Here is a 23,944-nt window from a genome sequence, read left to right as displayed (position 1 = left end):
CAGGCCGTGTTTTTATTCGGTTTCAAAGCGCTTGATCAGTTTTTCCTGATGGGCTTTCATCGCATCTTCTAACGTGATGCCGTACTTATCGGCAAGGATGGCCAGATTTCCGAGGACGTCACCCATTTCTTCAATCAGCTCCTGCCTGCGTTCAGCCTGGGTCGCGTCTTTTTCATCCGGCCGGTCTCTGCCGATTTCATATGCTCTTACCGCTCGGGCGAGCTCACCCGCCTCTTCCATTAAAAAACCGATTCTGATAAATGGCCCGTACGCCGTCCATCCTCGTTTTTCATAAAAATCTTTCGTCCATTGTTCTGCTTCAGCCATCTGCATGTGAAACACTCCTTATGTCCTGTATGATTCTTATTGATATTATCATATAGAGATGGGACAATATATAGTGTGTTTTGATTTATTGATGTACATATATAGATGCGGAGATGAAAAAATGAAAACCATTTGTGTATTTGCGGGGTCAAACCCGGGGGTAAATGAAGAGTACAAACGCAAAGCGACCGAACTGGGTGAATATATGGCGGAGCAGGGAATCGGCCTTGTTTACGGCGGTTCACGGGTCGGTCTGATGGGAACCGTCGCCGATGCGTTAATGGCAGGCGGCGGAAAAGCTGTCGGCGTCATGCCGAGCGGGCTGTTCAGCGGAGAGATTGTTCATCAGAATCTTACGGAACTGATTGAAGTCAGCGGCATGCATGAGCGGAAAGCGAAAATGAGTGAACTTGCCGATGGGTACATTGCCATGCCCGGAGGCTTCGGAACATATGAAGAGTTATTTGAAGTGCTGTGCTGGGCGCAAATCGGCATTCATCAAAAACCGATCGGACTGTACAATGTGAACGGGTATTTTGAGCCGATGATGAAGATGGTCAAGTACAGCATTCAGGAAGGATTTTCGAATGAGTCTCATTTGAAGCTGATCCACAGTTCCTCCCGGCCGGATGAGCTGATTGAGCAGATGAATCGGTATACATACCCGATTTTAGATAAGAAATGGAGGGAATTGTAAGGTGGAGGTCTGAAATTATGTTTCGGCGGTTGCATCTGATTCATTCTGACGGAAAGTTCTTTTCTCCTTCTCATGCGTACCACGCCTTTCTTCATGATAAGACATATGTATGAGAATAAGATGAGAAAGAGAATGCTGTTGGGGTTGAAAGAAGAACATCCATTTCCTCAGAGGAGATGGATGTTTTGCGGTTTGCATACTGTATGCGTTTACAACTTTTGTTGCACGAATGTTTCCTCCGATATGAAATCATCCTGCTGCATCTTTTGTTTTTTTGAACTGATTCCAAATATACCGACTGTCAGTGCACAAAGAAACCAGCAGCCTGTAAAAAACAAGAATACACTTAAAAATCCGTAGCCTGAATACAGGAAACTGACGACAAAGGGACCGGCTACATTCGCAAGACGTCCTACGCCGTAAGTGAGACCATTTCCAGACGCCCTGGCTTCAACCGGATATAATTCCGGCGTATAGGCATATGCGATCGAACTGAACGTACGCTCAAACATATGCATGAGAAATCCGCATATGACAATGACCATCGGCAAAGGATTGATGCCGTAAAAGAATCCAAGCGCCATAATAATTAACGATAAAACAGAAATGGCCCACTTTCGATCCACACGGTCAGAGATTTGCGACGCAATGAGAGCGCCCAGCGGGGCACCGATCGTTCCCAGAGTGACGTATACGATAGACTCATCCATTGATACGCCTTCTTTTACCAAAAGGGTGGGAACCCATGTGCCAAAGCCTTGAATTGCAATCGTGGAAGCTGCCCACATCGTCATTAAAACAAAAGTTCTTCCTGCCAAAGGCTTTTGAAATAACGTCCGATATGGAACGGATTTTACAGCGGTTTGTCTGCTTCGTAGAGCCGGAGCTGGTTCAGGCAGTTCACCCTTTTCTTTTTCTGCTTTTGCCTCCAGTTCAAGCAGAATGCGGTGTGCTTGTTCGCTTTTTCCTTTCGTGTCCAGCCATTTCGGTGATTCTTCCAGTTTTCTGGCGATCAGCGGAAAAAAAATACCGACCGCGCCGAATAGAAAGATAAACCGCCAGCCGTAAGAGGCGGACGGCACGACCAATTTAGCCACCCAGCCGGCTGCAGGAATTCCGCATATGCCGATTGTAATACAGATTGCCTGGTACTTACCCTTAGTTGCGGATGGGAAAAATTCGCTGATATACGTACTTGCCACAATCGTTGTGGCGCCGATACCTAAACTCGTAAGAAATCTAAAAACACCGAGTATTTCTGGGTTCCAAGCCAGAGAAGAGAGGAGGGAGAAGAAAGAGAAAAAAGTGACAACCAGAATTAAACCTTTTTTCCTTCCGAAACGGTCTGAAAACCATCCTCCTGCAGAGGCGCCGATAAACATTCCGAAATAGGAGACAGACGTAATAAAAGCGATGGTATGAGTCGAAATGTTCCATTCCTTTAAAAGTGAAGGCGCCGCATATGAAAACGTATTTAAATCGATAAAATCAAAAAAGTAAGCGAATGAAAGGATAACGAGCACTGCTTGATGGGCCCTTGAAAAAGGCAGTCTGTTTAATCGATTAGACGCATTTACATTGATCATCTCGTATTCCTCCGTTTATCTTTGACTTGTCTGAAGACTGGTATTAACCAATGCGATTCAGCGTATTCAGGTTGTAACTTTGCTTTGTAAACACATAGCCTTCAGAGATTTTTCTTGCTGTGCGTACTACTTTAATCGTTGTTCCATCCGGATCAGCATCTGCCTCGGTTTCTAAAATGCCGCTTGGATGTCCCAATCGAATCGTTCTGCCGTAGAATGAAAATTCAGATAATATTGTATCCTGCAATAGCATACCGGCAGTCGTACAAACCGCCCCTGTAATGGCTAAAGCTTGATGCGGTTTTTGCATGGACATCATACGAATGACAAGATCCATCTCTTCTGCGTGTCTCTTTATCCCTTTTGTATCAATATAATCCGCTGGAGACGAGATTAAAGTCAGTTTTGGTACGGCCGGTGATTTTGCAGCAGCCTCATGTCTCGGAGCGAATCTGCATTTCTCGGCTGCAATTGATCGGATCATTTCGAGCTTTTCCAATATATCCGGAGTATATTCATCCGGAAGTTCTAAGCCGGTAAGCCCCGTGTCCTCTGCTTTTACAAAGACAAGCGGATTGGCGTAATCAATAATCGATACGGAGATATTCCCATACGGTGTATCGAGAACATCAATAGGCTGACCGGTCGGAAACAGTTTACCGGTCACCGCCCCTTCAGCCTGGTGAAATGAAAGATAAATAGGAGAAGCTGTACCTGGAACCCCGGGGATAGAGCAGTCCCCCTGGTAATGAAATGTTCCATTTCTGACTTCAACTTCTGCTGCGATCACTTTTTGAGTGTTTGTATTTAACATTCTGACTTTTGTAACCGGCTCTTCAGCTTGAACGAGCCCTTTCTCAATAGCATAAGGGCCTACGGCAGAAGAGATATTTCCGCAATTGCCTTTGAAGTCGGTAAAATGGTCAGTCAAACTGACCTGAGCAAACGTATACTCAACATCTGCATCCTTTCTGTCGGATTTCTTAATAATGGCTGCCTTGCTTGTGAGTGAATGGCCGCCGCCGAGACCGTCAATTTGTCTCTCGTCAGGGCTCCCCATAATGTCTAAAAGAAAATCGCTCCATAGGTTTGTATCGTCTGGCATGTCTTTTTGATGAATAAAAACGCCTTTGCTGGTGCCGCCTCTCATGACGGTTACAGGAACTTTTTCCATGCTGTCTCATCCTTACATCATTTTGTGTGGATAAAAAGGTACCGGTCCCTTTGGAAAATATCGTATGATAAATAAGGATTATAAGTAAAACATATAATTTTTATAAAGTTGAATAAAAAACTTTTATAATAGGAGGGAATTTTATAGCAGAAAAATATTTTGGGGGATTTCATATGGATGAAAAGGATTGGATTGTGCTCATTACATTATTCGAAGAAAAAAATATGACGAAGGCGGCAGAGCGATTATATATGACACAGCCGGCGTTAAGTTATCGGCTCAAAAACCTGGAAGCACAATTCGGAGTGCGCCTTTTTTATAAAAGAAAAAAAGGGATGGAGTTCACTTCAGAAGGTGAACATCTGGTTGATTATTCGAAAGAGATGCTGCAGGAATTCAGAAGAGTGAAGGATGATATGCTCAATATGAGCCATGAAGTCAGCGGGGTTCTCAGATTAGGAGTCTCAAGCAATTTTGCTCAGTATAAGCTCCCGGCGATTCTAAAACGGTTTTCTGATCAGTATCCATCTGTTCAATTCCACGTCAATACGGGATGGAGTGCGAAGGTGATGGATCTGCTTCATCATTCGGGGGTACACCTTGGGATTATGAGGGGAGATTATGATTGGCAAGGGAAAAAACAACTGCTAAATGAAGAGAGACTGTACCTTATTTCAAAAACTGAAATCAACAGTGAGGACCTTCCCAAATTGCCGATGATTTATTATCAAACTGATGCTTCTTTGAAAAGTTTGATTCAAAAATGGTGGAATAACCAATTTACCGAACCGCCTTTCATTGCGATGGAGGTAGACAGGCAGGAAACCTGTAAAGAGATGGTGAAAAACGGTCTCGGTTATTCTGTTGTGCCGGAAATCTGTCTTCAGCCTTCTGATGAATTATACACATTGGCGCTATCCTATAAAAATAACGAGCCTGTGATACGCGATACTTGGCTTATGTATAATTCTTCAGCGTTAGAATTATCTGTCGTCAAAGCATTCATTACTTTTTTGAATGGGAATAAAGCATAAAAAAACCTGCAAGAGACATCAGCTCTTGCAGGTTTTTTGGCATTACTTCTGGTCTTCTGTATTGCGTGTCAGCACTTTATCGATTAAGCCGTATTCTAAGGCTTCATCAGCTGATTTGAAGTTGTCGCGGTCTGTATCGCGCTCAATGACTTCAAGCGGCTGGCCGGTACGTTCAGCAAGCACTTTGTTTAATTTGTCGCGAAGCAAGAGAATGCGTTTTGCCGCGATTTCAATTTCTGTCGCCTGTCCTTGCGCTCCGCCAAGCGGCTGGTGAATCATAACTTCACTGTTAGGAAGCGCGTAACGTTTGCCTTTTTCTCCGGCTGCAAGTAAAAATGCTCCCATAGAAGCGGCCATACCGATGCAGATCGTGGATACTTTCGGTTTAATGAACTGCATTGTATCATAGATTGCCATGCCGGCAGTGATTGATCCGCCAGGGCTGTTAATGTAAATGGAAATATCTTTTTCAGGGTCTTCCGCTTCAAGGAATAAAAGCTGTGACACGATGGAGTTCGCAACGTTGTCATCAATCGCAGATCCAAGCATGATAATACGGTCCTTCAAAAGACGGGAGTAAATGTCATAAGCTCTTTCTCCGCGGTTCGTTTGTTCAATGACTGTAGGTATTAAATTCATAATGCTCCTCCTTCACCTTTTAGGTAAGTATGTATTTACATGATACATTTTTGGTCAATAAAGGTCAAACAAAACGCTGACCAAAATGCCAACCTTTTCTTCTAACACCATTTTTCCCATAAAACAAAAAGTTCAAACAGCAAAGTGGAAATGAGGATGATCAATGCCGGAGCCTTGAGAAAATGATATGGCCGGAGCGCTCAAAATAGACCGCAATGGCGTCGCTACGTACGGCTGAACGGTCTGACTACGTTGTCCGCCCTTCCAAAAGCCGTACCGGCAAATATGTTTCCAGCGGCAAATCATCAAATTCGCCTTCAATTTCTTTTGCTAAAATCTCGATGGCTGTTTTGGAAATCAATTCAATCGGCTGCTGGATGGTTGCCAAGTCCGGCAGAACCGATTGAACGGTTTCAGTGCCGTCATAACCGATCACTTTTAATTGATTCGGGATGTCTATTCCCCGTTTTTTGGCCTCGGTCATCACTGCAGCCGCCATGATATCATCGCTGGCAAAAATTCCATCGGTGTCAGGCTGTTCATCGAATAATGTTGAAATAATGTCATGGTAATGCTGATAAAAGGGTACTTCATATGTAATAGGCTTCCGTCCGTGTTCATGCATGACGTCTTCGTATGCTTTTCTTCTGAGGTTTGCCGGTGTTTCGAGTTCAATCGGGCCGTTGATATGGACGATGTGCCGGCACCCTTTTTCAATCAGCAGTTCTGCCGCCTTTTTTCCGCCGTCATAGTTGTCTGAGCCGACGACGGGAATCGTGTCCGATAAGTAATGATCAATGGCGACAATCGGCAGATTTTGCTTGTGATCATTGAGAATTCCCCGGTTGTAAGTCACGGCGATCACGCCGTCCACTTGGTTTCTTATCAGCATCTCCAAATATTTTTCTTCCTTATCCTTTCGATGTAAACTGTTGCAAAGCAGCAGTTTGTAGCCCATGGACGTACAAATGCTTTCAATATGAAAGGCGAGTTCGCCGAAAAACGGGTTGCTGGAGTTTGGGATGATAAGCCCTATTAAATTGGTTCGTTTTCGGAATAAAGAGCGGGCCAGATCGTTTGGAAAGTAATTGATTTCTTCCATCGCCTTGTACACTTTTTCTTTTGTTTTTTCGCTGATATAGCCGCGGTTATTTAATACCCGCGAAACGGTTGTAGATGAAACTCCCGCTATTTTCGCAACATCATGAATGTTAGGCTTCATTCCCGTGCCCTCCTGCTTACTGAAATGGCTTACAATTTCCGTCACGCACTTATTTTAGAGAATCAGGCTGACATGTGCAAGGACATTCCATGTTTCTGTTTTCATATAAAGAGGGTGCGTTTTGTTTGATTAAAATAATCAGAAAATTGTATGTCAACCGATTGACATATGGAACCGGTTGACATACAATTCTTTTTGAAAGCGCTTTATTTAAGAAGTGAAGGGAAGTGGCGGGTATGGAGAGATGGCTGGCGGCAATAAAGTGAAAGAATTAAGCAGTGATAGAAAGTAAGCGCTTACTCAGGGGGTCGCATGTATGTGATGAAAATGAAGAAGGAAGTATGCGGCTCTAAAACGCCTATTAAAAGGTCCTCTTAAAGGAGCGGTGCAAATGAAAAGCTCAAAAAGTCTGTATTGGAAACTGAGTGCTTATTTCTTTTTTTTCTTTTTTACTTGGTCTTCCAGCTATTCTTTATTTGCGATTTGGTTAGGGCAGGAAATCAATTTAAACGGATCAGCGACAGGCATTATCTTTTCTGTAAACGCCGTATTTGCTCTCTGCATGCAGCCTCTTTACGGTTTTATCTCTGACAAATTGGGGCTGAAGAAAAAGATATTGTTTATGATCAGCTGTCTTCTCATATTCACGGGTCCGTTTTATATCTTCGTCTATGGGCCGCTTTTACAATACAACGTCTTTCTTGGCGCCGTTGTCGGAGGCTTATATTTGGGAGCCGCTTTTTTGGCGGGGATAGGCGCGATTGAAACGTACATTGAAAAGGTCAGCCGTAAGTATGATTTCGAGTATGGAAAATCAAGAATGTGGGGCTCGCTGGGCTGGGCGGCGGCTGCATTTTTTGCAGGGCAGCTTTTCAATATCAATCCCAATATCAACTTCTGGATCGCGTCTGTTTCAGCCGTCATATTAACGGCCATTATCATGTCTGTGAAAATAGAAATGACCGATCATGAGAAAAACAGAGCGGATTCGGTCCGGTTAAAAGATGTGGGGCGGCTCTTTTTACTAAGAGATTTCTGGTTTTTTATGATGTACATTATCGGGGTGACTTGCATTTACGGCGTATATGATCAGCAGTTCCCGATCTACTATGCGTCTTTGTTTCCTTCAGTGTCGATAGGCAACCAAGTATTCGGCTATCTTAATTCAGTCCAGGTATTTTTAGAGGCCGGCATGATGTTTCTTGCGCCTTTTATCGTCAATAAGTTCGGGGCGAAAAACAGTTTGATTTTAGCGGGGTTTTTAATGGCTTTCCGCATCGTCGGGTCCGGAATTGCAGTTGAGCCTGTAGGCATTTCATCAATGAAACTCATCCACGCACTGGAATTGCCGATTATGCTGATCGCCGTTTTTAAATATTTGGCTGCCAATTTTGATACGCGTCTGTCGTCCGTCCTTTATCTCGTCGGTTTTCAATTCGCATCTCAGGCAGGCGCGTCGATTCTGTCGCCGCTTGCGGGAGGATTATATGACAGTGCGGGGTTCCGTCAAACCTATCTCATCATGGGAATCGTCGTCTTCGGTTTTACCGTCATCTCCATATTTACTTTATTGGGCCCGAAACAAAACAGCAGGCGTGTCCAGCGTCTGCAAAAAATCGGATAGAGAGGATGTTACAAATGGATAGAATTCAGCAGGCGGAAGAAGCTTTGAAGGAAGCCGAGGGTAAAGTGAAACAAAGATATCGATTGGGGTACCATATTATGCCCCGGGCGAATTGGATCAATGATCCGAACGGGCTTATTCAGTTTAAAGGAGAATACCACGTCTTTTTTCAGCATCATCCGTATGATGAGCATTGGGGGCCGATGCATTGGGGACATGTAAAAAGTAAAGATCTCATTCATTGGGAGCACCTGCCGGTTGCCTTAGCTCCGGGCGATGCATTCGACCAAAGCGGCTGTTTTTCGGGAAGCGCGGTCGATGATCATGGAAGATTAGCCCTCATCTATACAGGACATAATATAATTGATCAAGAGAAAGACCTATTCTATCAAACTCAAAATATCGCTGTCAGCCAAGATGGAATCGTGTTTGAAAAGCTTCAGGAAAACCCTGTTATTGCGGAACCGCCGGAAGACAGCGCCCGTCATTTCCGCGATCCGAAAGTATGGAAGCATCGCGATGTTTGGTATATGGTCATCGGCAACTCTTCAAAAGAAAACGTCGGACGGGTCGTTTTATACCGTTCACCTGATTTGCGTGATTGGGAATACGCGGGTGTTCTCGCCCAAAGTGACGGTAATCTCGGCTATATGTGGGAATGTCCTGATTTCTTTGAATTAGGCGGCAAGCATGTCCTGCTGATTTCGCCTCAGGGGATCGAGGCGGACGGTGATTCCTATCAAAATTTACATCAAACCGGCTATTTAATCGGTGACTATCATGATGGAACAAACAAATTTACACACGGCGCTTTTACAGAGCTGGATTACGGCCATGACTTTTACGCCGTGCAAACATTATTAGATGATAAAGGACGCAGAATTGCTATCGGCTGGATGGATATGTGGGAATCTGAGATGCCGACAAAAGCGGACGGATGGTGCGGTGCACTGACTTTGCCGCGAGAACTGACTTTGCGTGATGATCAAAAACTTTTGATGAATCCCGTGGAAGAAACCAAACAGCTGCGGAAAATGGAATATCGGGAATGTGCCGGACGATCGGTTTCAGGGAGTTACTTGGCAAAGACGTCCGAAGACCTGCTTGAAGTCCGAGCCGTGTTTGATGTAAACGATTCCGATGCCGAAACAGCAGGCTTTAAGATTCGCGGCCTTGACGAAGAAGAACTTGTGCTGACATACAATCTAACGGATAAAAAGCTGACACTTGATTGCACCAAGATGGGGAAAGCGAAAGACGGTGTGAGAAGGGTGCAGACGGATACAAACGGCAAGCTGGCGCTGCGTATCTTTATTGACAGATCCTCGATTGAAGTATTCGCAAATCATGGAGAAACAACGATGACAAGCCGTATCTATCCGAATGAAGGCAGATTGGGGATTGAGCTGTTTTCTGAGAAAGGCGCCGTAAAGGTTGAGGAATTCACCTATTGGACGTTAAAGGACATTTGGAAAAAAAGCTGAAACGGGTGATTACCGCTTTTTTTTGCAGTGTTTGAAAATGTACTGAGCCGGGGGCAGTCCGCCTGAAATGGGTTTTTTGTGAAAATCAATGCCGGTAAACGATGCAGGATTATGCTGCATGAGGACGCTGCATAATCCTGTTGTGCATTATCAAAAAAGAGTTGCTTTCTGCGCGTTTCTTTATTATAATATAAAGGTATCTGATTGAAAAAACGTGCGCTCGTAGCTCAGTTGGATAGAGCGGTGGTTTCCGGTACCACGTCTGTCGGGGGTTCGAATCCCTCCGAGCGCGTCTCAGTTAAGAGGATAGGAAAAACCTCGCAGATGATAAATCTGCGAGGTTTTTTTATTTTATCTTGTTTTGAAACTGTTAACAAATGTGTCTCTGTTATGTTCGGTGCCGGCAATCAGCCGCGCACTTTCACTGATCCGCTGTGCGAGAGCTTTTTGCGCCTTGCCTTCAAAGCTGTTCAATAGGGCTGAATACACTTCATATAATTCATCTTTCAATGTGTCCATTTCGAATGTCGGCTTCAGCGTTTGGCGCACTGTTTCCAGTTTTGTTCCCGTTGCCTGCGTCATGACGGTTTTCAGCATTTGCCGCTGAAGCCTTTTCTTCATCGGGTCATCCTTGTGTTCTAAAAGTTCGTCTAATGTCGGCATTATGTATCCACCTCTATCATCTTAACCAGTTTGCGAGCATCTGGTCTTTTTCCTGAAATTCGTCCGCTATTTTATGTAAGAATCCGCCGATCTCTTCAAGGTCCGTGATCGCGGCCTGCAAAGAATCAATAAACGCTTGCTCAGCCTGAGTGTCGTAAAAAATCGGGCCTTTATCGTAGGATTGCGCAATATCTTCAATTGTATTGGTCACGTCCTGTGCTTGAAGCTGATCAAACAAGCCGTGTCCGACTTGGCCGTAAAATTCTGTTTTCAGCTCGGCGATTTTTTCATCGTGCTCCTGATAGGCGTTCTGCGCTTCTTTTTTCATCGTCCGCAAATCCTCAGTCATGGCCTGCACCTTTTCAGCCAGCTTCTTTGCGTTTTTCGGCGTTACTTTTATCGCGTCTCCGCTTCCGATCGCACCGGCCGGCAGAAGAGCGCCGAGGTTTTTGTCAAAGACTAATTCATCTCCGTTCGGATTTGCGATAGTTCCGTTTCTGTCGAACACGAAATTTGCTTCGTTTAAGCCGTGTGTATCCGGATTTCTCAGAATGACAGTAGTGAAGAAATAAGCGAGATTTTTTCCGATCTGCTCGCTCAATTTCCCATCAAGCCGCTGGTTTCGGCTGAACTGTGAGAGCGAGGGGTTTTTCGTATAAATTGTTGTCCCGTTGTGGCGGTCATATTCGTTCCAATAACCTGCCCCGACCATGTCGTCCGGATTGATAATTGACCGGATGTAAGGATCGTATATGCCGCTGTTGATTTCTTTCTGTGTTTCTTCATCGTGCAGTTTTACGACGGAAGGGCTGTTAAACGCGACGGCATACACATCATTATTCACTGCGCTGTATTCGGCCTCAGCGCCGCCGAGTGAATGGCCGGTTGTTGAAATAATCGTTGACGTTCCGGCATACTTTTTCTTTACGCTGCGTACCAGCTGATCGGCTTGATCGATTTGCGAAGTTTTCGTCATCAGCTTATACTTTCCGGTTGTGAGCATGGCGTCTTGAGAGGGCGTTCCGTGATAGGCTCCGAGCGTTTTCGAGGTATCCTTTGCGTCTTTTTTTACAATATAATGTACTTCTTTTTTCGGATCATTTCCGAAAACAATATTGCCGCCGTCCGCTTTTACGCCGTCATTGATCGGGTCTTTTCCGATATCGGTTCCCGCAAAGGCGACGACCACGTTTTCGGGGTTTTTTGATTTTATCCATTTTCCGTTTTTGGACTTGATGCCTTTTGAGAATACAAAGGCATCAAGTCCCGTATCAGAATCCTGCTTCACTTTCTCAACGTACCAATATGACGTCTTACTTATTTTATAAGGAGTTTTATATTTCATATGCAGGGCTAACATTTTATAATTGTAAGCTGCTTGACTCAAACGGTAATATTCTTTATCTGTGACATCAGAGACGGTTATTTCTTTTCCTTTTGGCATATATACATCACCTTTCTTATATTGTAAAATAGTTCCGAAAGGATGATACGCATGAGAAAATACATTATTATCCTAATTGTTATAATTATAGCAGTGGGAGGTTTTTTCGTGAAGCATCAATATGATAAACATAAAAACGAAGAAAAACTTGTGATTGAGGCGCAAGATCATATGAGGAATTACTTAAAAAAAGACTATAAAAATGTACAGGAAGTTCACTTTTCAAAAGACTACAATATCGATCCGACAGGCGGAGTTGAAGTTTCAGGCTACATAAATAATAATAAAGAAAAAGAATTTTCCGGTATATATGATCCAACGAACAAGGAGATAGGTATTTCAGTGGTCAATGCCGAAGAAAGGTAAAATACCCACCTCAGGATGAGTGGGTATTTATTTTGTTTAATTATCTTACAAAATTCGTGATATGTTTCTCATACAGTTCAAACCTATTCCTGAGATCAATCGCCTCTACCGTCTCATTTGTCGAGGTATCCCCGATATTAACGGTAAACGCGTACAAATATCATGACAACTCAACGACAGGAAAACGTCAGATCAGCATTTTACTCGCTTTAAGTTCCAATCTTAACTTGTCAGCAACAATCGCGATGAATTCTGAATTGGTTAGCTTTGCTTTTGACATGCTGAAAGTATATTCATATCAAGTTTTCGCTCATTTCGTTTACTTAAGAACGACAGTTATTTATAGGAAGGGATTGATTTCCAAATGAAAAAGAAACAGTACATAATTATCCTTATTTTAATAATTATAGCAGTTGGGGGACTTTTTATGAAGCATCAGTATGATCAAAAGGAAAAAGAGATTGCGTTATTCGAAGAAGCCCAGAATCATATGGAAAAGTTTTTAACAACGAACTATAAAAATGTGGATAATATCCATTTTTCCGAGTATTACCATATTAATCCAATGGGTGGTATTAGTATTAAGGGTTATACGAATGGAAAAAAAGAGTTTGAAGGTCTATATGATCCAGGCAATAAAGAAATATTGTCGTATACGGTTGATGCCGAACCCAAAGAAGAATGTAAAGATAAGCTTTGTACAAGATAAATTAGCCAGCTCAATCGAGCTGGGCTAATTTTGTTTTATTGCTCTTACTCTATCTCCTCGACATAAAACAAATCTTCCATAGGTACATTTAATCCTCAGTTAATAATGAATAGTGTTGTGATATCATATCTTGTATTTGTTTTAAATCTGCTTATCGCAGCCTCAGTAGAACCAACTAAATCAGCCAATTCCTTCTGGATTTGAATTCCTTTCTCCTTCATCACTTCATTTAACCTAGATCTAACTATAAGCTTTTGTAGAAATTCGCACACTTTTAGGATAGTCTAACTAACGCTTATATAAAAGTATTCTCGATCACTGATACTTGATACATTGATATTTTTTAGACATGTACAACACTCTGAGGTTGATGTAAATTTAATCTAAGAAAGGATGAGTCTGTGAAGAAATACATGGTTGTCCTGATATTTGTAATAACTATAGCGTCAGGAAGTATCTACATGAAGTACCACCATGATAAAAAAGAAGCAGAGCAAGAACTTTTTAACCAAGCGAAAAATAAAATGGAAAGCTATATAAAAGCTAATTACAAAAATATAAAGCAAATTACATACATTAACGATTATAAAATAAATCCTATGGGTGGTATTTCCGTGAAGGGGTACTTGAATGGTAATAAGGAAAAAGAATTTTTTGGACTTTATGACAAAACGAATGATGAAATAGGAGTTTCGTCAGTCGATGCAGAAGAGAAACCCGAATGTCAGGAAAAAGAATGTGAATACTAAAAAAGACGCTGGATTTGCTGGCGAAAATACAGTTTAGTGATTTTTGAATAATGTAATTCCAAACGAATTTGCCGGTTTATATGATCCTCCAGATGACAAAATAGGGAGCTCCTCTGTGGATACGGAAGAAAAATCTTAAGACGCCTAACTGGCGTCATTTTAAATTATTGGCTGGCCCCAAAAACTCTAACGGATAAATCCCTTTCCTTAAAGAGTAGCCATTCTTGTTTTTCTCCTTGTAATACACTTCTTTTTTCGGATCATTTCCGAAAACAATATTGCCGCCGTCCGCTTTTACGCCGTCATTAATCGGGTCTTTTCCGATATCGGTTCCCGCAAAGGCGACGACCACGTTTTCGGGGTTTTTTGATTTTGTCCATTTTCCGTTATTCTTCACTGCTTGTACTAATACAACCGCATCAAGTCCTGTATTATCGTCTGATTTTATTTGATCGACGTACCAGTAAGTAGGTTTTGAAATGGAAGAATTAATACGTATATAATCGTTCTTCTTTAATTTCCTTTTAAGATAGTCATAGTTATAAGCACGTTGACTCATCCTGTAATATGTTTCATCTGTCAGGTTTGAAGTCCTGATTTTCTTGCTCAAGATATACAGCACCTTTCTTGTCATGTAAAATAGGGTAAGGAAAGGATGATTTTTTTTGAAAAAATACCTTATTATTGTACTAGTGTTAATTATAACTGTTGGAGGGCTGATTATGAAGCATCAATATGATGTCAAAAAGGAAGAAAATGCTCTTTTCGAAAAAGCCAAAAGTAAAATGACCGAATACTTGCGTAGCGAGTACAAGGGTATAGATAAAATTTCTTATGATGATTATTTTATTGATCCAACCGGCGGAATTACAGTTGAGGGGTATCTAAACGGTGATAAAACTAAAGAATTTGACGGCTTATATGATCCTGTAGGTGACAAAATAGGGAGCTCCTCTGTGGATGCGGAAGAAAAATCTTAAGATGCCTAAATGCACCGGATGTCACCACCATTTTTCTAGTCCGCGAGCTTCATCATAACTGATGGGACGGATGTTTCTGTGAAAAAATATATTATTATGTTCATTATCTTAATAGCAGCCGGAGGTTTTATAATGAAAAGTATGAATGATAAAAATGCTCAGGCTGAAGAGATAAAGATTGCTCAAGAACGAATGGAAAAATTTATCAAAGTGAATTATGAAGGCATACATAACGTTACATTTAAAGATAAATACGAGATAGATCCAATGGGCGGGATAGAGGTATTTGGCTATTACAACGGTGATACATCGAATAAATTTGACGGTATTTATGATAAAGCAAATGACAAGATCATGGGGCACTCAATAGACGCTGTAAGTAAGAAAGAATGCAGAGATAAAGATTGTGATTACTAAGAAGACGCTCGTCTGCGTTTTTTATAGATGAGCTTAATGAAAAAGACAAGGGTTGCGGCATGTGCCGCCCTTGTCTTTTTTGTTGAACACCTCTTTTTTCGGGTAAACTTTCTCAGAAACAGCTCATTATTTGACAGTCTATTTTAACAGCGTTACAATTAAACGTGTAAATAGTTACATGTTTAAATAAACATAATGTCTCGGGAGGTGATACGTCTTGAAGGAACCTTCTTTAAAAAAAGTGATGTCTCTGCAGATTGAAGTGGATGAACCGATCGTTGCGGGGCAGACTGGATTAGGGAAAAGGCAGTTGATTCCGATACGGGGCGGAACGGTCAGCGGCGCCGTAAAGGGACGTGTGCTTCCGGGCGGGGCAGATGCCCAGATCATTCGTCCGAACGGCCGGGTCGATCTTTCTGCCAGATATGCGCTGGAGACGGAGGAGCAAGAGGTCATCTATGTAGAGAACAACGGCATCCGCCAAGTCAGTGAACCGTTCCGCCAACAGGCTGCAGAGGGGCGCATCATTGATCCCGAGCACACGTATTTCCGCACTGTGCCTGTGTTTGAAACAAGCAGCGAGGCATATCAGCATCTGCAGAACCGGCTGTTTATCGGGGCTGCGGTCCGATGGCCGGATGACATTCGGTTAGATATTTATGAAGTTCAATAATAAGATGGAGAGTGAGTCAACATGGAAAACTTTATCGGAAGCCATATGATTTACACGTATGAAAACGGCTGGGAGTATGAAATCTATATTAAAAATGATCATACGATCGACTATCGGATTCATAGCGGAATGGTAGGCGGCCGCTGGGTGCGCGACCAGGAAGTGAATATCGTCAAGCTGACAGAAGGCGTATACAAAGTGTCATGGACTGAACCGACAGGCACAGATGTTTCCTTAAACTTTATGCCGAATGAAAAACGGATGCACGGAATTATTTTCTTCCCGAAATGGGTGCATGAGCATCCGGAAATCACGGTGTGCTACCAAAATGATTACATTGACGTGATGAAAGAGTCACGTGAGAAATATGAAACGTACCCGAAATATGTCGTTCCCGAGTTTGCGGATATTACGTATCTCAACAATGCGGGAATCAATAACGAAACATTGATTTCAGAAGCGCCGTACGAAGGAATGACCGATGATATCCGTGCGGGAAAATTAAAATAAGAGAAAAAACCCGGCAGCTTGGCCGGGTTTTTTGTATCCTTTTACGACAGGGTTTTGGTCATGATAAAGTCGACTTGTTTATCATCCCCCATATAAAAAGAGTGTTCTCCGGTTTGGACAAACCCCATTTTTTGATAAAAGGCGATTGCATTTTCGTTTTTTTCCCATACGCCCAGCCAGATGTTCTTTTTATTGTGTGCTGTTGCGATTTTCACAGCTTCATTCAGCAGATATTTGCCAAGCCCGTGTTTCTGATGGCTTTTTCTTATATAAATTCTCTCAATCTCAAGAGAATCTTCCCCCATTTTTTCTGACTGTGCTTCGTTCATGTTGACTTTTACATACCCCGCAAGGTCATCAAGATAATAAATAAAATAAAATTGAGAAGACGGATTGGATAATTCCTTTTTCAGCTGTTCAGAGCGGAATGCATTTTCCAAATAAGCTTTCATATTTTCAGGTGAATTTTGATCCTTAAATGTATCATTGAATGTTTCAATGCTTATCTCCCGAAGCTCTGTTATATCGTTAAGGCTGCACTTTTTTAATTGAATACTCATGGTCATACAGCTCCTTTCTTCATTTATCATATCAGCTGGTTTTTTTGTTGTATTTGCAATGAAAATACCGTATAGTAAACATACCGTATTTTTGTAGTATTTGCAACATAAAATAAGAAAATGAGGACGATAAAGTGAAATATGTTTTTTATGTTTTAGGAATCATGATCTTGACCTTTGGTATTTCTGTCACGATTCAATCAGATCTTGGAACATCGCCTTTTGATGCGCTTATTGTGGGATTATCCGTCCATGCAGGGCTTACCGTGGGAAGCTGGGAAATCATCATCGCTTTCCTGTTAATTTGCTGTAATTCAATGTTAAAAAGACAAAGACCGGAATTTACAGGGATGATTACGGCGTTTATAACGGGAATCGGGATTGATATGTGGCTTTTTTTCCTGCACCGAATCATAACGCCTGAACTATGGTACGGAAAGGCGGGCTGTTTTGCAATCGGTTTAGTTGTGATAGGGATAGGAACCGCAACCTACCTGCACACAAATTTCGCACCGATCCCGGTTGATCGGTTAACGCTAATTGTCCGCGAATTAACCGGGAGAAGCATCTTTTTTTCAAGAACGGTCATTTACTTCATATTTTTCATACTGGCCGTGATGCTAAAAGGTCCGGTAGGCATCGGAACGTTATTAACCGTTTGTTTAGGCGGGATCATCCTTCATTTCTTTATGCCGATTACCAGAAGATGGATAGACGGCATATTAACAGCATCTCCAAAGCAGGAAGAAACGAAAACCCGGTAACGGCGGTTTTTACCCGATTCTATTATTTTTCATTTCACCCGCATGTTTAAGGTATAATAAAAAAGGGGGAGGGATTTTTATGAGCGGTCAAAGAAAGCTCGTTTTTTACGGAGCTGTCAGCGCAGATGGCTATCTTGCGCGGGAAAATCATTCTTTAGATTGGTTAATCGGAACTGAAGGTGAAGACAGCACCGATTATGAAGCTTTCTATGAATCTGTCGATACGATCATCATGGGCAGAAAAACATACGAAGAAATATTGGTTTTATTGCCTGAGGAATTTCCGTACAAAGGTAAAGAATGCTATGTGTTTTCGCGGACATTGACCGGGGGCACTGAACATGTGCGGTTTATTCATGAAGAGCCTGCCGATTTTATAAAAGCATTGAAACGTCAAGAAGGCAAGCGGATTTGGATTGTCGGCGGGAGTGATCTGCTGCACCCGGTTTTGGAGGAAAAACTTGTCGATGAGTTTATCATTCAGATCGCACCCGTTCTGCTCGGCCGCGGAATTTCTTTGTTCAAACCCGGAGACCGGGAGACAGGTCTGAAGCTGACTGATGTCAGGCGCTATAAGCAATTTGCGGAGTTGCATTATGAAGTGAGATGAAAACGAAACGCCAAGGGAGCCGGCTCCCTTGGCGTTTTTTATGCTTGAAACAGGATGCGGCGTTTTGCTGAATCGGGATCACTTTCGACAGCGGTATCCGTATTGAAAAGCAAAGTTTCGCGTGAATCGGTATCATATTCAGGCCAATTGAAGTGAGAGGTGTTCGGGTTTCCGGTTTTTGCAAAAGCGAGCCATGCGGATTGGATTTGTTTGGCAAGCTGTTCTGCGTCATCACCGAGCGGTTCTTGCAGCGTCTTTCTCAAAGAATCAAAGTTTCCGAACACAAACGGCAATTCCAGAGCGTGAACGGCTTTATGAAACGGCGGTGTTTCGCCATGCCAATCAAAGCGGTACATCCAGACCGGTGCGTGCTGCGACTGTCCTTGTGCGAAAGCGACAGCCGGCCGCCAGAAAATCAGATCCGTCATCATATCGATTTGTCCCTTTAATGAATGCGGATATAAATCTGCTGCTTGCTCGGTGCAGTTCTCTCCAAGATGATAATGCAAATAATCTTGCTGCTTTTTCTCGGAATGAATGTCTGTATCAGGGGTGAAAAACAAATATGCTTCATCACGATTGGTTCCGATGATCATAGGTATGCCTTCTGCGGCTCCGTTTGCTATGGCTTTCACCGGTTCCGCAGGCAATGTGGCCGGATCGATGGCGGGCTGAAACAAAAGTTGAAAAATGTTTTGATCTAGTGAGCGCCGCACTTTATCCGCAGTCTTAAGCAGGTCATTAACGGAAAGCTCCTGCAATTGATCAGTGCCGGCTTCATGAATAAATGCCGCCGCGATGTCTTTTGCCATGTCCGCCGGGATCGTATGAGAGGCGCCGCTTTCTAAAATGGCTTTATGAAACAGGCCTTTTGCGTCAGGCATTGCCATAAGGGAGGCGATGCTCATGCCGCCTGCCGATTCACCAAATATCGTGACGTTATCCGGGTCTCCTCCGAATTCGGAGATATTGTCCCTCACCCAGCGCAGCGCGGCGATCTGATCGAGCAGCCCGATATTGGCGGAATACGCGTCATGAATAGAAGACAAATGTAAAAAGCCGAACGGTCCGAGCCTGTAATTGAGTGTCACTACAATGACATCTCCGTCAGCGGCAAGGGCAGATCCGTCGTAAAGCGGTTCGCTTCCGGCACCTAAATAAAATGCCCCGCCGTGTATCCATACCATGACAGGCTTTTTTTCGCCCTCTGAATCGGGGGCGAAAACATTGAGGTAAAGGCAATCTTCAGATTGAGGCGGTACATCTCCGGAAAACGATATAGACAGCATATCATCCGGCTGCGGACAAACCGGTCCGAACGAATCGGCATGTTTTACGCCGTCCCAAGGTGCGGGCGGCTCCGGCGCTTTAAATCTGAGCTCTCCGACGGGCGGCTTCGCGTACGGTATGCCCTTCCATGTGCGGGCACCGCGGCCGGCAGTTCCTTTCAGTGCGCCGGAGCGGGTTTGAACGGTAAGTTTTGTCATGATTTCATCCCCTTTTTTCTTTTCATTATAAACAGAGATGAAGACATGAAGCGAATAAAAGCCTTTTCATCAGCATATCATTAGTAACGCTTCCGTTCTAAAAATGATCTGACTTCCTGAACGGACAAGCCGAGTTCTTTGGCTTCCTGCATCAGCGCTTTCCATTCCTCAATGTTGGATTCAGTCAGTTTTCTGTTGCGGTAGGGTGCGGGCTCCGGGCGTTTTTCAGTCAATTTGTTCGTAAAGGTGAACAGTTCTTCTTTCGGCATGCCCGACTGCACGGCCTGCACAAGGTGGATGCGCCACTCATCTTCCGTGCCTCCCATGTGATGCAGCATCGTTTCGGCATCAAAAAGCTCCGTCAGATCGACCTGCAGGGTGGCGGATACTTTTTTCAGAAATTGGATGGATGGATTTGAGTGAACCCCCCGTTCTATCTTGCTTAAATAAGATTTAGAGACACCTGCTTCAACTGCTAGCTGATTAATAGAGTAGCCTTTTCTTCTGCGGTATAAACGAATTATTCTTCCAATCATTGTGCTGAATTCTCCCCTGTATACTGGCATTTTTTGTTCATTATAAGAAATTTTTCGTTCTTTATAAAATTTAAAATTATAAGGTAAGTGCAGTAAATAAGAGGAAAATCATGATAATGTTCTTTAAAAAGAACTAAATGGCTTAATTTGAAATTTTCAAATTTCGACCTTTTCTTTTATAATCCAATCATTAACAGAAGGGGGCGTTTAAGCCTGATGCAATAAGGATGAGGCTGTAATTACATGAATGAGAATATGAGTTTTAAAGAATTATTTGACATTATTAAACACAGACTTTTACTGATTTTTATCATGACAGCAGTTGTAACGCTGGTGACGGGATACATCCAATTCCGGGTGGTTTCGCCCGTTTATCAGGCATCGACCCAAGTGCTCATTCATGAAACAAGCGGTGAAAAAAATTCGAATCTCAGCGACGTTCAGCTGAATCTTCATTACAACAATACGTTTCAAACGATAATGAAAAGCCCGGTTGTGCTTGAGAAAGTGAAACAGAAGCTGCATCTTTCTGAGACGGCATCCGCTTTAAAAGCAAAGATCACGACAAGCAGCGAAACCGATTCAGAGATCATTACCGTAGCGGTGCAGGACGAGAACCCGAAACAGGCCGCCGCTATAGCGAACACGCTGATGAAGACATTTAAAAAAGAAGTCCGTGACAGGATGAATATAAAAGGCGTCATTGTTTTGTCCGAGGCAAAAGCATCGGAAAGCCCGATGGTCAAGCCTTCGCGCATCAGGAATATCATGATGGCGTTCGGTGCGGCTCTCATGGCGGGTGTGACGCTTGCGTTTTTTCTCCATTTTCTTGATGAAACCGTTAAAAGCGAGCGGCAGCTCAGCGAAAAAACAGACTTGCCTGTTTTAGGGGTTGTGTATGACATCAAAAATCAGCAGACACGGTCTGATGAAAAACATTTCGGGGAGTGAGGCGTTTGGGATTCAGAAAAAAGAAATCAAGAAGGGGACTGGCTCAAATATCCGTTTTACATCACAAATCATTGGTGGCTGAACAATACCGCACCATTCGGACAAATATTGAGTTCTCCTCTGTTCAGACCCATTTGCGCTCTATTCTCGTCACTTCTTCCGTTCCGGGAGAAGGAAAATCATTCAGCGCCGCCAACCTTGCCGCGGTATTTGCGCAGCAGGAAAAAAAGGTGCTGCTCGTCGATGCGGATTTACGAAAACCGACGATACACGAGACCTATCAGCTTGAAAATGTACAAGGCCTTACGAATGTGTTAGTCGGAAACGCTTCCCTCGGCGAAACGGTGCAAAAAACGCTGATTGATAACCTTTACGTCTTAACGAGCGGGCCGACGCCGCCGAATCCGGCTGAGCTTTTATCTTCAAAGGCGATGGGAGAGCTGATTCAGGAGATGTACAGCCGGTACAGTCTGGTTATTTTCGATTCACCTCCGCTTTTGGCTGTGGCGGACGGACAGATTTTAGCGAACCAGACAGATGGAAGCGTTCTCGTCGTCTTGAGCGGAAAAACGAAAATGGATACCGTCCAAAAGGCGAGAGACGCTCTCCAGCAGTCAAAGGCAAAGCTTTTGGGGGCGCTGCTGAATAAAAAGAAAATCAAAAAAACGGAGCACTACTCGTATTGAGCGGTGCAGGTGATGTCTCCTTACCTTTATCAACGGAGGCACTCGGCTCTGCTGTGGGCGGCGTTTTCCGCCGCCTTAGATGCTGGTCGTCGGTGGCGGGGTGTGAGGACGGGTTAAATGCCCAATTTTATCTTAAGATGATGCATTGTTATCGGCTTAGCTGTTATGTCTGTTTTTACGAAAACCGTATCAGCTAAACCGATAAATGAGGAGGGGAAAGATTGACTTACCGGAGAAGACTTTCAATGATTTTTGCATTGGATACGTATCTCGTTTTACTTTCCGTTGTTATAGGATATCAATTTTTTGAGGATTCTTATCACTTTTATGACTCCGGAGCGTTGCTGCTGACTGCCGTGAGCATGCTGATCAGCCATCATGTATGCGCTTTTATGTTTCACCAGTATAAGCAGGTATGGACGTACACGGGAATAGGCGAGCTGCTTGATCTGCTGAAGGGGATCACACTGTCCGCAGCTGTGACAGCCGCCGTCCAATACGGGGTGTTCCACACGATTTTGTTCCGGCTGTTGGCCGTCAGCTGGATGGTTCAGCTATTGTTCATCGGAGGAAGCCGGATGATTTCACGGGTGCTGAAAGAAACGATCGGCAGGAAGCAAAATGACTCTTCCCGGGCGCTGATCATCGGCGCAGGTTCGGGGGGGACGCTGCTCGTCCGTCAGCTTACCCAGAAAAACGATCTCGGAATCATGCCTGTGGCTTTTATTGATGATGATCAGACAAAGCATAAGCTTGAAATCATGGGCCTGCCCGTCATCGGCGGAAAAGAAAGCATTATGCCGGCGGTGCAGAGGCTGAGAATTCACCATATCATCATTGCCATTCCGTCTCTTTGCACCCATGAGCTTCAGACGTTATACAAAGAATGTGTGCAGACGGGCGCCCATATTAAAATCATGCCGCAATTTGACGAGATCCTGCTCGGAACGCAGGCTGCCGGACACATCAGAGATGTAAAAGCCGAAGATCTGCTCGGCAGAAAGCCGGTCACCCTTGATACGAGCAAAATTTCTGACAGCATCAAGGGAAAAACGATTCTGGTCACGGGCGCCGGCGGCTCAATCGGTTCTGAGATCTGCCGCCAGATCAGCGCGTTTCTTCCGCGGGAAATCGTCCTTCTCGGCCACGGGGAGAACAGCATTCATTCCGTACATACCGAGCTGTCCGCACGCTTCGGCAAAGAGGTGCTCTTTCACGCGGAGATCGCCGATATTCAGGACAGAGATAAAATCTTTGCTTTGATGAAAAAATACGAGCCGCACGTCGTCTATCATGCGGCTGCCCATAAACATGTGCCGTTAATGGAACATAATCCGGAAGAAGCCGTTAAAAACAACATTATCGGCACGAAAAATGTCGCCGAAGCCGCCGACATGTGCGGAACGGAAACCTTCGTGCTGATTTCTTCTGACAAAGCGGTCAATCCGGCCAATGTCATGGGCGCGACGAAACGGTTTGCGGAAATGGTCATCATGAACCTCGGAAAGGTCAGCAGCACCAAATTCGCCGCCGTCCGTTTCGGAAATGTGCTCGGAAGCCGCGGCAGCGTCATTCCGATTTTCAAAAAGCAGATTGAAAAAGGCGGACCCGTCACCGTCACGCACCCGGCGATGACAAGATATTTTATGACGATTCCCGAAGCGTCAAGACTCGTCATTCAGGCGGGGGCGCTTGCAAAAGGGCGGCAGATTTTCGTTCTGGATATGGGAGAACCCGTCAAAATCGTCGATCTGGCCAAAAACCTGATTCATTTATCAGGCTATACGACAGAACAGATTCCCATCGAATTCTCCGGCATCCGCCCGGGAGAAAAGATGTATGAAGAATTGCTGAATCATAATGAAGTACATACGGAGCAGATTTTTCCGAAAATCCATATAGGGAAAGCGGTGGACGGGAATTGGGCCGTGCTCATCCGTTTTATGGAGGAATTCAGCCGTCTGCCTGAAGAAGAGCTGAGAAAAAGGCTGTTTGAGGCGATCGAATCAGTACATGAAGAAGCGGCCGCAGGCGTGTGATGGGAGGACAGAA

General features: G+C 43.8%; 27 protein-coding genes, 1 tRNA gene and 2 pseudogenes. 17 read left to right on the top strand and 13 right to left on the bottom strand.

Annotated features, from left to right (window positions below):
- Positions 1-12: 12 nt before the first annotated feature.
- The gene (locus NYE68_RS18570) at positions 13-333 is read right to left on the bottom strand and encodes a MazG-like family protein (RefSeq protein WP_003151506.1); all 321 of its coding nucleotides are present in this window, start codon (positions 331-333) and stop codon (positions 13-15) included.
- Positions 334-448: 115 nt separating this feature from the next.
- Here NYE68_RS18570 and NYE68_RS18565 point away from each other — a divergent pair, with 115 nt between their 5' ends.
- Positions 449-1,024: a TIGR00730 family Rossman fold protein gene (locus NYE68_RS18565; RefSeq protein WP_061860904.1), complete on the top strand. Its 576-nt coding sequence runs from the start codon at positions 449-451 to the stop codon at positions 1,022-1,024.
- 209 nt (positions 1,025-1,233) lie between these two features.
- Here NYE68_RS18565 and NYE68_RS18560 read toward each other — a convergent pair whose 3' ends face one another.
- Positions 1,234-2,610 carry an MFS transporter gene (locus NYE68_RS18560; protein ID WP_015240656.1) on the bottom strand — a complete coding sequence of 459 codons (1,377 nt, stop codon included), beginning with the start codon at positions 2,608-2,610 and terminating at the stop codon, positions 1,234-1,236.
- Positions 2,611-2,653: 43 nt separating this feature from the next.
- On the bottom strand, positions 2,654-3,784 hold the full coding sequence (locus tag NYE68_RS18555; RefSeq protein ID WP_225045948.1) for a PrpF domain-containing protein: 1,131 nt from the start codon (positions 3,782-3,784) through the stop codon (positions 2,654-2,656).
- A 173-nt stretch (positions 3,785-3,957) separates the two neighbouring features.
- On the opposite strand from NYE68_RS18555, the gene NYE68_RS18550 reads away from it, so the two are divergent.
- Entirely contained in the window at positions 3,958-4,818 is an 861-nt protein-coding gene (locus NYE68_RS18550) for a LysR family transcriptional regulator (protein WP_033575187.1), read from the top strand.
- Positions 4,819-4,860: 42 nt separating this feature from the next.
- Here NYE68_RS18550 and clpP read toward each other — a convergent pair whose 3' ends face one another.
- Positions 4,861-5,457 carry an ATP-dependent Clp endopeptidase proteolytic subunit ClpP gene (clpP, locus tag NYE68_RS18545; protein ID WP_003151513.1) on the bottom strand — a complete coding sequence of 199 codons (597 nt, stop codon included), beginning with the start codon at positions 5,455-5,457 and terminating at the stop codon, positions 4,861-4,863.
- A 247-nt stretch (positions 5,458-5,704) separates the two neighbouring features.
- The gene (locus NYE68_RS18540; RefSeq protein WP_015418285.1) at positions 5,705-6,679 is read right to left on the bottom strand and encodes a LacI family DNA-binding transcriptional regulator; all 975 of its coding nucleotides are present in this window, start codon (positions 6,677-6,679) and stop codon (positions 5,705-5,707) included.
- 391 nt (positions 6,680-7,070) lie between these two features.
- Between NYE68_RS18540 and NYE68_RS18535 the strand changes: the two genes are divergently transcribed.
- From NYE68_RS18535 to NYE68_RS18525, 3 genes are all read left to right on the top strand, one after another.
- Positions 7,071-8,303: an MFS transporter gene (locus NYE68_RS18535; RefSeq protein WP_061890842.1), complete on the top strand. Its 1,233-nt coding sequence runs from the start codon at positions 7,071-7,073 to the stop codon at positions 8,301-8,303.
- A gap of 14 nt (positions 8,304-8,317) precedes the next feature.
- On the top strand, positions 8,318-9,787 hold the full coding sequence (locus NYE68_RS18530; protein ID WP_324636367.1) for a glycoside hydrolase family 32 protein: 1,470 nt from the start codon (positions 8,318-8,320) through the stop codon (positions 9,785-9,787).
- Positions 9,788-10,003: 216 nt separating this feature from the next.
- Positions 10,004-10,079: transfer RNA gene (locus tag NYE68_RS18525), tRNA-Arg, on the top strand.
- A 59-nt stretch (positions 10,080-10,138) separates the two neighbouring features.
- On the opposite strand, the gene NYE68_RS18520 is transcribed toward NYE68_RS18525, so the two are convergent.
- Entirely contained in the window at positions 10,139-10,450 is a 312-nt protein-coding gene (locus NYE68_RS18520) for a hypothetical protein (RefSeq protein WP_015418282.1), read from the bottom strand.
- 16 nt (positions 10,451-10,466) lie between these two features.
- Positions 10,467-11,894: a lipase gene (locus NYE68_RS18515; protein WP_324636368.1), complete on the bottom strand. Its 1,428-nt coding sequence runs from the start codon at positions 11,892-11,894 to the stop codon at positions 10,467-10,469.
- Between the two features lie 51 nt (positions 11,895-11,945).
- On the opposite strand from NYE68_RS18515, the gene NYE68_RS18510 reads away from it, so the two are divergent.
- On the top strand, positions 11,946-12,260 hold the full coding sequence (locus NYE68_RS18510; RefSeq protein WP_014305887.1) for a DUF1433 domain-containing protein: 315 nt from the start codon (positions 11,946-11,948) through the stop codon (positions 12,258-12,260).
- Positions 12,261-12,447: 187 nt separating this feature from the next.
- Here NYE68_RS18510 and NYE68_RS18505 read toward each other — a convergent pair.
- Positions 12,448-12,564: pseudogene (locus tag NYE68_RS18505) on the bottom strand (sporulation transcription factor Spo0A); the annotation flags it as partial.
- Between the two features lie 60 nt (positions 12,565-12,624).
- On the opposite strand from NYE68_RS18505, the gene NYE68_RS18500 reads away from it, so the two are divergent.
- Positions 12,625-12,969, top strand: a complete 345-nt coding sequence (locus tag NYE68_RS18500; protein ID WP_264101205.1) for a DUF1433 domain-containing protein — start codon at positions 12,625-12,627, stop codon at positions 12,967-12,969.
- 95 nt (positions 12,970-13,064) lie between these two features.
- On the opposite strand, the gene NYE68_RS18495 is transcribed toward NYE68_RS18500, so the two are convergent.
- Positions 13,065-13,190, bottom strand: coding sequence for a hypothetical protein (locus NYE68_RS18495; protein WP_015387666.1), 126 nt, complete (start codon positions 13,188-13,190; stop codon positions 13,065-13,067).
- Between the two features lie 240 nt (positions 13,191-13,430).
- Here NYE68_RS18495 and NYE68_RS18490 point away from each other — a divergent pair, with 240 nt between their 5' ends.
- Positions 13,431-13,718: a DUF1433 domain-containing protein gene (locus NYE68_RS18490; protein ID WP_025285326.1), complete on the top strand. Its 288-nt coding sequence runs from the start codon at positions 13,431-13,433 to the stop codon at positions 13,716-13,718.
- A gap of 238 nt (positions 13,719-13,956) precedes the next feature.
- On the opposite strand, the pseudogene NYE68_RS18485 reads toward NYE68_RS18490, so the two are convergent.
- Positions 13,957-14,277: pseudogene (locus tag NYE68_RS18485) on the bottom strand (lipase); the annotation flags it as partial.
- A 106-nt stretch (positions 14,278-14,383) separates the two neighbouring features.
- On the opposite strand from NYE68_RS18485, the gene NYE68_RS18480 reads away from it, so the two are divergent.
- The 4 genes from NYE68_RS18480 (at position 14,384) to NYE68_RS18465 (ending at position 16,298) form a co-directional block, all read left to right on the top strand.
- Complete coding sequence (locus tag NYE68_RS18480) at positions 14,384-14,698, top strand: DUF1433 domain-containing protein (protein ID WP_012118520.1); 315 nt, start codon at positions 14,384-14,386, stop codon at positions 14,696-14,698.
- 132 nt (positions 14,699-14,830) lie between these two features.
- The gene (locus NYE68_RS18475; protein ID WP_095284462.1) at positions 14,831-15,115 is read left to right on the top strand and encodes a DUF1433 domain-containing protein; all 285 of its coding nucleotides are present in this window, start codon (positions 14,831-14,833) and stop codon (positions 15,113-15,115) included.
- Between the two features lie 217 nt (positions 15,116-15,332).
- A complete protein-coding gene (locus NYE68_RS18470; protein WP_324636369.1) occupies positions 15,333-15,788 on the top strand; it encodes a DUF3237 domain-containing protein in 456 nt (151 codons plus the stop codon).
- A 21-nt stretch (positions 15,789-15,809) separates the two neighbouring features.
- Complete coding sequence (locus NYE68_RS18465; RefSeq protein WP_014305882.1) at positions 15,810-16,298, top strand: phenolic acid decarboxylase; 489 nt, start codon at positions 15,810-15,812, stop codon at positions 16,296-16,298.
- Between the two features lie 41 nt (positions 16,299-16,339).
- Here NYE68_RS18465 and NYE68_RS18460 read toward each other — a convergent pair whose 3' ends face one another.
- The gene (locus NYE68_RS18460) at positions 16,340-16,858 is read right to left on the bottom strand and encodes a GNAT family N-acetyltransferase (RefSeq protein WP_324636370.1); all 519 of its coding nucleotides are present in this window, start codon (positions 16,856-16,858) and stop codon (positions 16,340-16,342) included.
- A gap of 134 nt (positions 16,859-16,992) precedes the next feature.
- Here NYE68_RS18460 and NYE68_RS18455 point away from each other — a divergent pair, with 134 nt between their 5' ends.
- Entirely contained in the window at positions 16,993-17,622 is a 630-nt protein-coding gene (locus NYE68_RS18455) for a YitT family protein (protein ID WP_061860896.1), read from the top strand.
- Between the two features lie 79 nt (positions 17,623-17,701).
- Positions 17,702-18,232 (top strand): dihydrofolate reductase family protein, encoded by a 531-nt coding sequence (locus NYE68_RS18450; protein WP_015418275.1) that lies wholly within the window; start codon positions 17,702-17,704, stop codon positions 18,230-18,232.
- Between the two features lie 38 nt (positions 18,233-18,270).
- Here the strand turns inward: NYE68_RS18450 and NYE68_RS18445 are convergent, their stop codons facing one another.
- Positions 18,271-19,719 carry a carboxylesterase/lipase family protein gene (locus NYE68_RS18445; RefSeq protein ID WP_060674032.1) on the bottom strand — a complete coding sequence of 483 codons (1,449 nt, stop codon included), beginning with the start codon at positions 19,717-19,719 and terminating at the stop codon, positions 18,271-18,273.
- An 80-nt stretch (positions 19,720-19,799) separates the two neighbouring features.
- Positions 19,800-20,255: a helix-turn-helix domain-containing protein gene (locus NYE68_RS18440; RefSeq protein WP_003151541.1), complete on the bottom strand. Its 456-nt coding sequence runs from the start codon at positions 20,253-20,255 to the stop codon at positions 19,800-19,802.
- Positions 20,256-20,498: 243 nt separating this feature from the next.
- Between NYE68_RS18440 and NYE68_RS18435 the strand changes: the two genes are divergently transcribed.
- The 3 genes from NYE68_RS18435 to NYE68_RS18425 all read left to right on the top strand — a co-directional run bounded on the left by NYE68_RS18435 (position 20,499) and on the right by NYE68_RS18425 (position 23,931).
- The gene (locus NYE68_RS18435; protein WP_017418864.1) at positions 20,499-21,206 is read left to right on the top strand and encodes a Wzz/FepE/Etk N-terminal domain-containing protein; all 708 of its coding nucleotides are present in this window, start codon (positions 20,499-20,501) and stop codon (positions 21,204-21,206) included.
- A 5-nt stretch (positions 21,207-21,211) separates the two neighbouring features.
- Positions 21,212-21,892, top strand: coding sequence for a CpsD/CapB family tyrosine-protein kinase (locus tag NYE68_RS18430; RefSeq protein WP_007407393.1), 681 nt, complete (start codon positions 21,212-21,214; stop codon positions 21,890-21,892).
- Positions 21,893-22,113: 221 nt separating this feature from the next.
- A complete protein-coding gene (locus NYE68_RS18425; protein ID WP_172798706.1) occupies positions 22,114-23,931 on the top strand; it encodes a nucleoside-diphosphate sugar epimerase/dehydratase in 1,818 nt (605 codons plus the stop codon).
- Positions 23,932-23,944: the final 13 nt, after the last annotated feature.

Origin of the sequence: Bacillus sp. FSL R5-0447 (genome assembly GCF_038606125.1) — a bacterium.
Lineage (GTDB): Bacteria > Bacillota > Bacilli > Bacillales > Bacillaceae > Bacillus > Bacillus velezensis.
Note: the sequence above shows the minus strand (reverse complement) of the source record. Positions and strands in the feature narration are given on the sequence as shown.

Bases quoted from the DNA above. Each gene is read 5' to 3' on its own strand.
- NYE68_RS18450 (WP_015418275.1), top strand. From the start codon at position 17,702: ATGAGCGGTCAAAGAAAGCTCGTTTTTTACGGAGCTGTCAGCGCAGAT.
- NYE68_RS18460 (WP_324636370.1), bottom strand. From the start codon at position 16,858: ATGAGTATTCAATTAAAAAAGTGCAGCCTTAACGATATAACAGAGCTT.
- NYE68_RS18560 (WP_015240656.1), bottom strand. From the start codon at position 2,610: ATGATCAATGTAAATGCGTCTAATCGATTAAACAGACTGCCTTTTTCA.
- NYE68_RS18520 (WP_015418282.1), bottom strand. From the start codon at position 10,450: ATGCCGACATTAGACGAACTTTTAGAACACAAGGATGACCCGATGAAG.
- NYE68_RS18550 (WP_033575187.1), top strand. From the start codon at position 3,958: ATGGATGAAAAGGATTGGATTGTGCTCATTACATTATTCGAAGAAAAA.
- NYE68_RS18565 (WP_061860904.1), top strand. From the start codon at position 449: ATGAAAACCATTTGTGTATTTGCGGGGTCAAACCCGGGGGTAAATGAA.
- NYE68_RS18435 (WP_017418864.1), top strand. From the start codon at position 20,499: ATGAATGAGAATATGAGTTTTAAAGAATTATTTGACATTATTAAACAC.
- NYE68_RS18540 (WP_015418285.1), bottom strand. From the start codon at position 6,679: ATGAAGCCTAACATTCATGATGTTGCGAAAATAGCGGGAGTTTCATCT.
- NYE68_RS18440 (WP_003151541.1), bottom strand. From the start codon at position 20,255: ATGATTGGAAGAATAATTCGTTTATACCGCAGAAGAAAAGGCTACTCT.
- NYE68_RS18570 (WP_003151506.1), bottom strand. From the start codon at position 333: ATGCAGATGGCTGAAGCAGAACAATGGACGAAAGATTTTTATGAAAAA.
- NYE68_RS18510 (WP_014305887.1), top strand. From the start codon at position 11,946: ATGAGAAAATACATTATTATCCTAATTGTTATAATTATAGCAGTGGGA.
- NYE68_RS18500 (WP_264101205.1), top strand. From the start codon at position 12,625: ATGAAAAAGAAACAGTACATAATTATCCTTATTTTAATAATTATAGCA.
- NYE68_RS18530 (WP_324636367.1), top strand. From the start codon at position 8,318: ATGGATAGAATTCAGCAGGCGGAAGAAGCTTTGAAGGAAGCCGAGGGT.
- NYE68_RS18445 (WP_060674032.1), bottom strand. From the start codon at position 19,719: ATGACAAAACTTACCGTTCAAACCCGCTCCGGCGCACTGAAAGGAACT.
- NYE68_RS18490 (WP_025285326.1), top strand. From the start codon at position 13,431: ATGAAGTACCACCATGATAAAAAAGAAGCAGAGCAAGAACTTTTTAAC.
- NYE68_RS18555 (WP_225045948.1), bottom strand. From the start codon at position 3,784: ATGGAAAAAGTTCCTGTAACCGTCATGAGAGGCGGCACCAGCAAAGGC.
- NYE68_RS18475 (WP_095284462.1), top strand. From the start codon at position 14,831: ATGAAAAGTATGAATGATAAAAATGCTCAGGCTGAAGAGATAAAGATT.
- NYE68_RS18515 (WP_324636368.1), bottom strand. From the start codon at position 11,894: ATGCCAAAAGGAAAAGAAATAACCGTCTCTGATGTCACAGATAAAGAA.
- clpP (WP_003151513.1), bottom strand. From the start codon at position 5,457: ATGAATTTAATACCTACAGTCATTGAACAAACGAACCGCGGAGAAAGA.
- NYE68_RS18495 (WP_015387666.1), bottom strand. From the start codon at position 13,190: ATGAAGGAGAAAGGAATTCAAATCCAGAAGGAATTGGCTGATTTAGTT.
- NYE68_RS18465 (WP_014305882.1), top strand. From the start codon at position 15,810: ATGGAAAACTTTATCGGAAGCCATATGATTTACACGTATGAAAACGGC.
- NYE68_RS18535 (WP_061890842.1), top strand. From the start codon at position 7,071: ATGAAAAGCTCAAAAAGTCTGTATTGGAAACTGAGTGCTTATTTCTTT.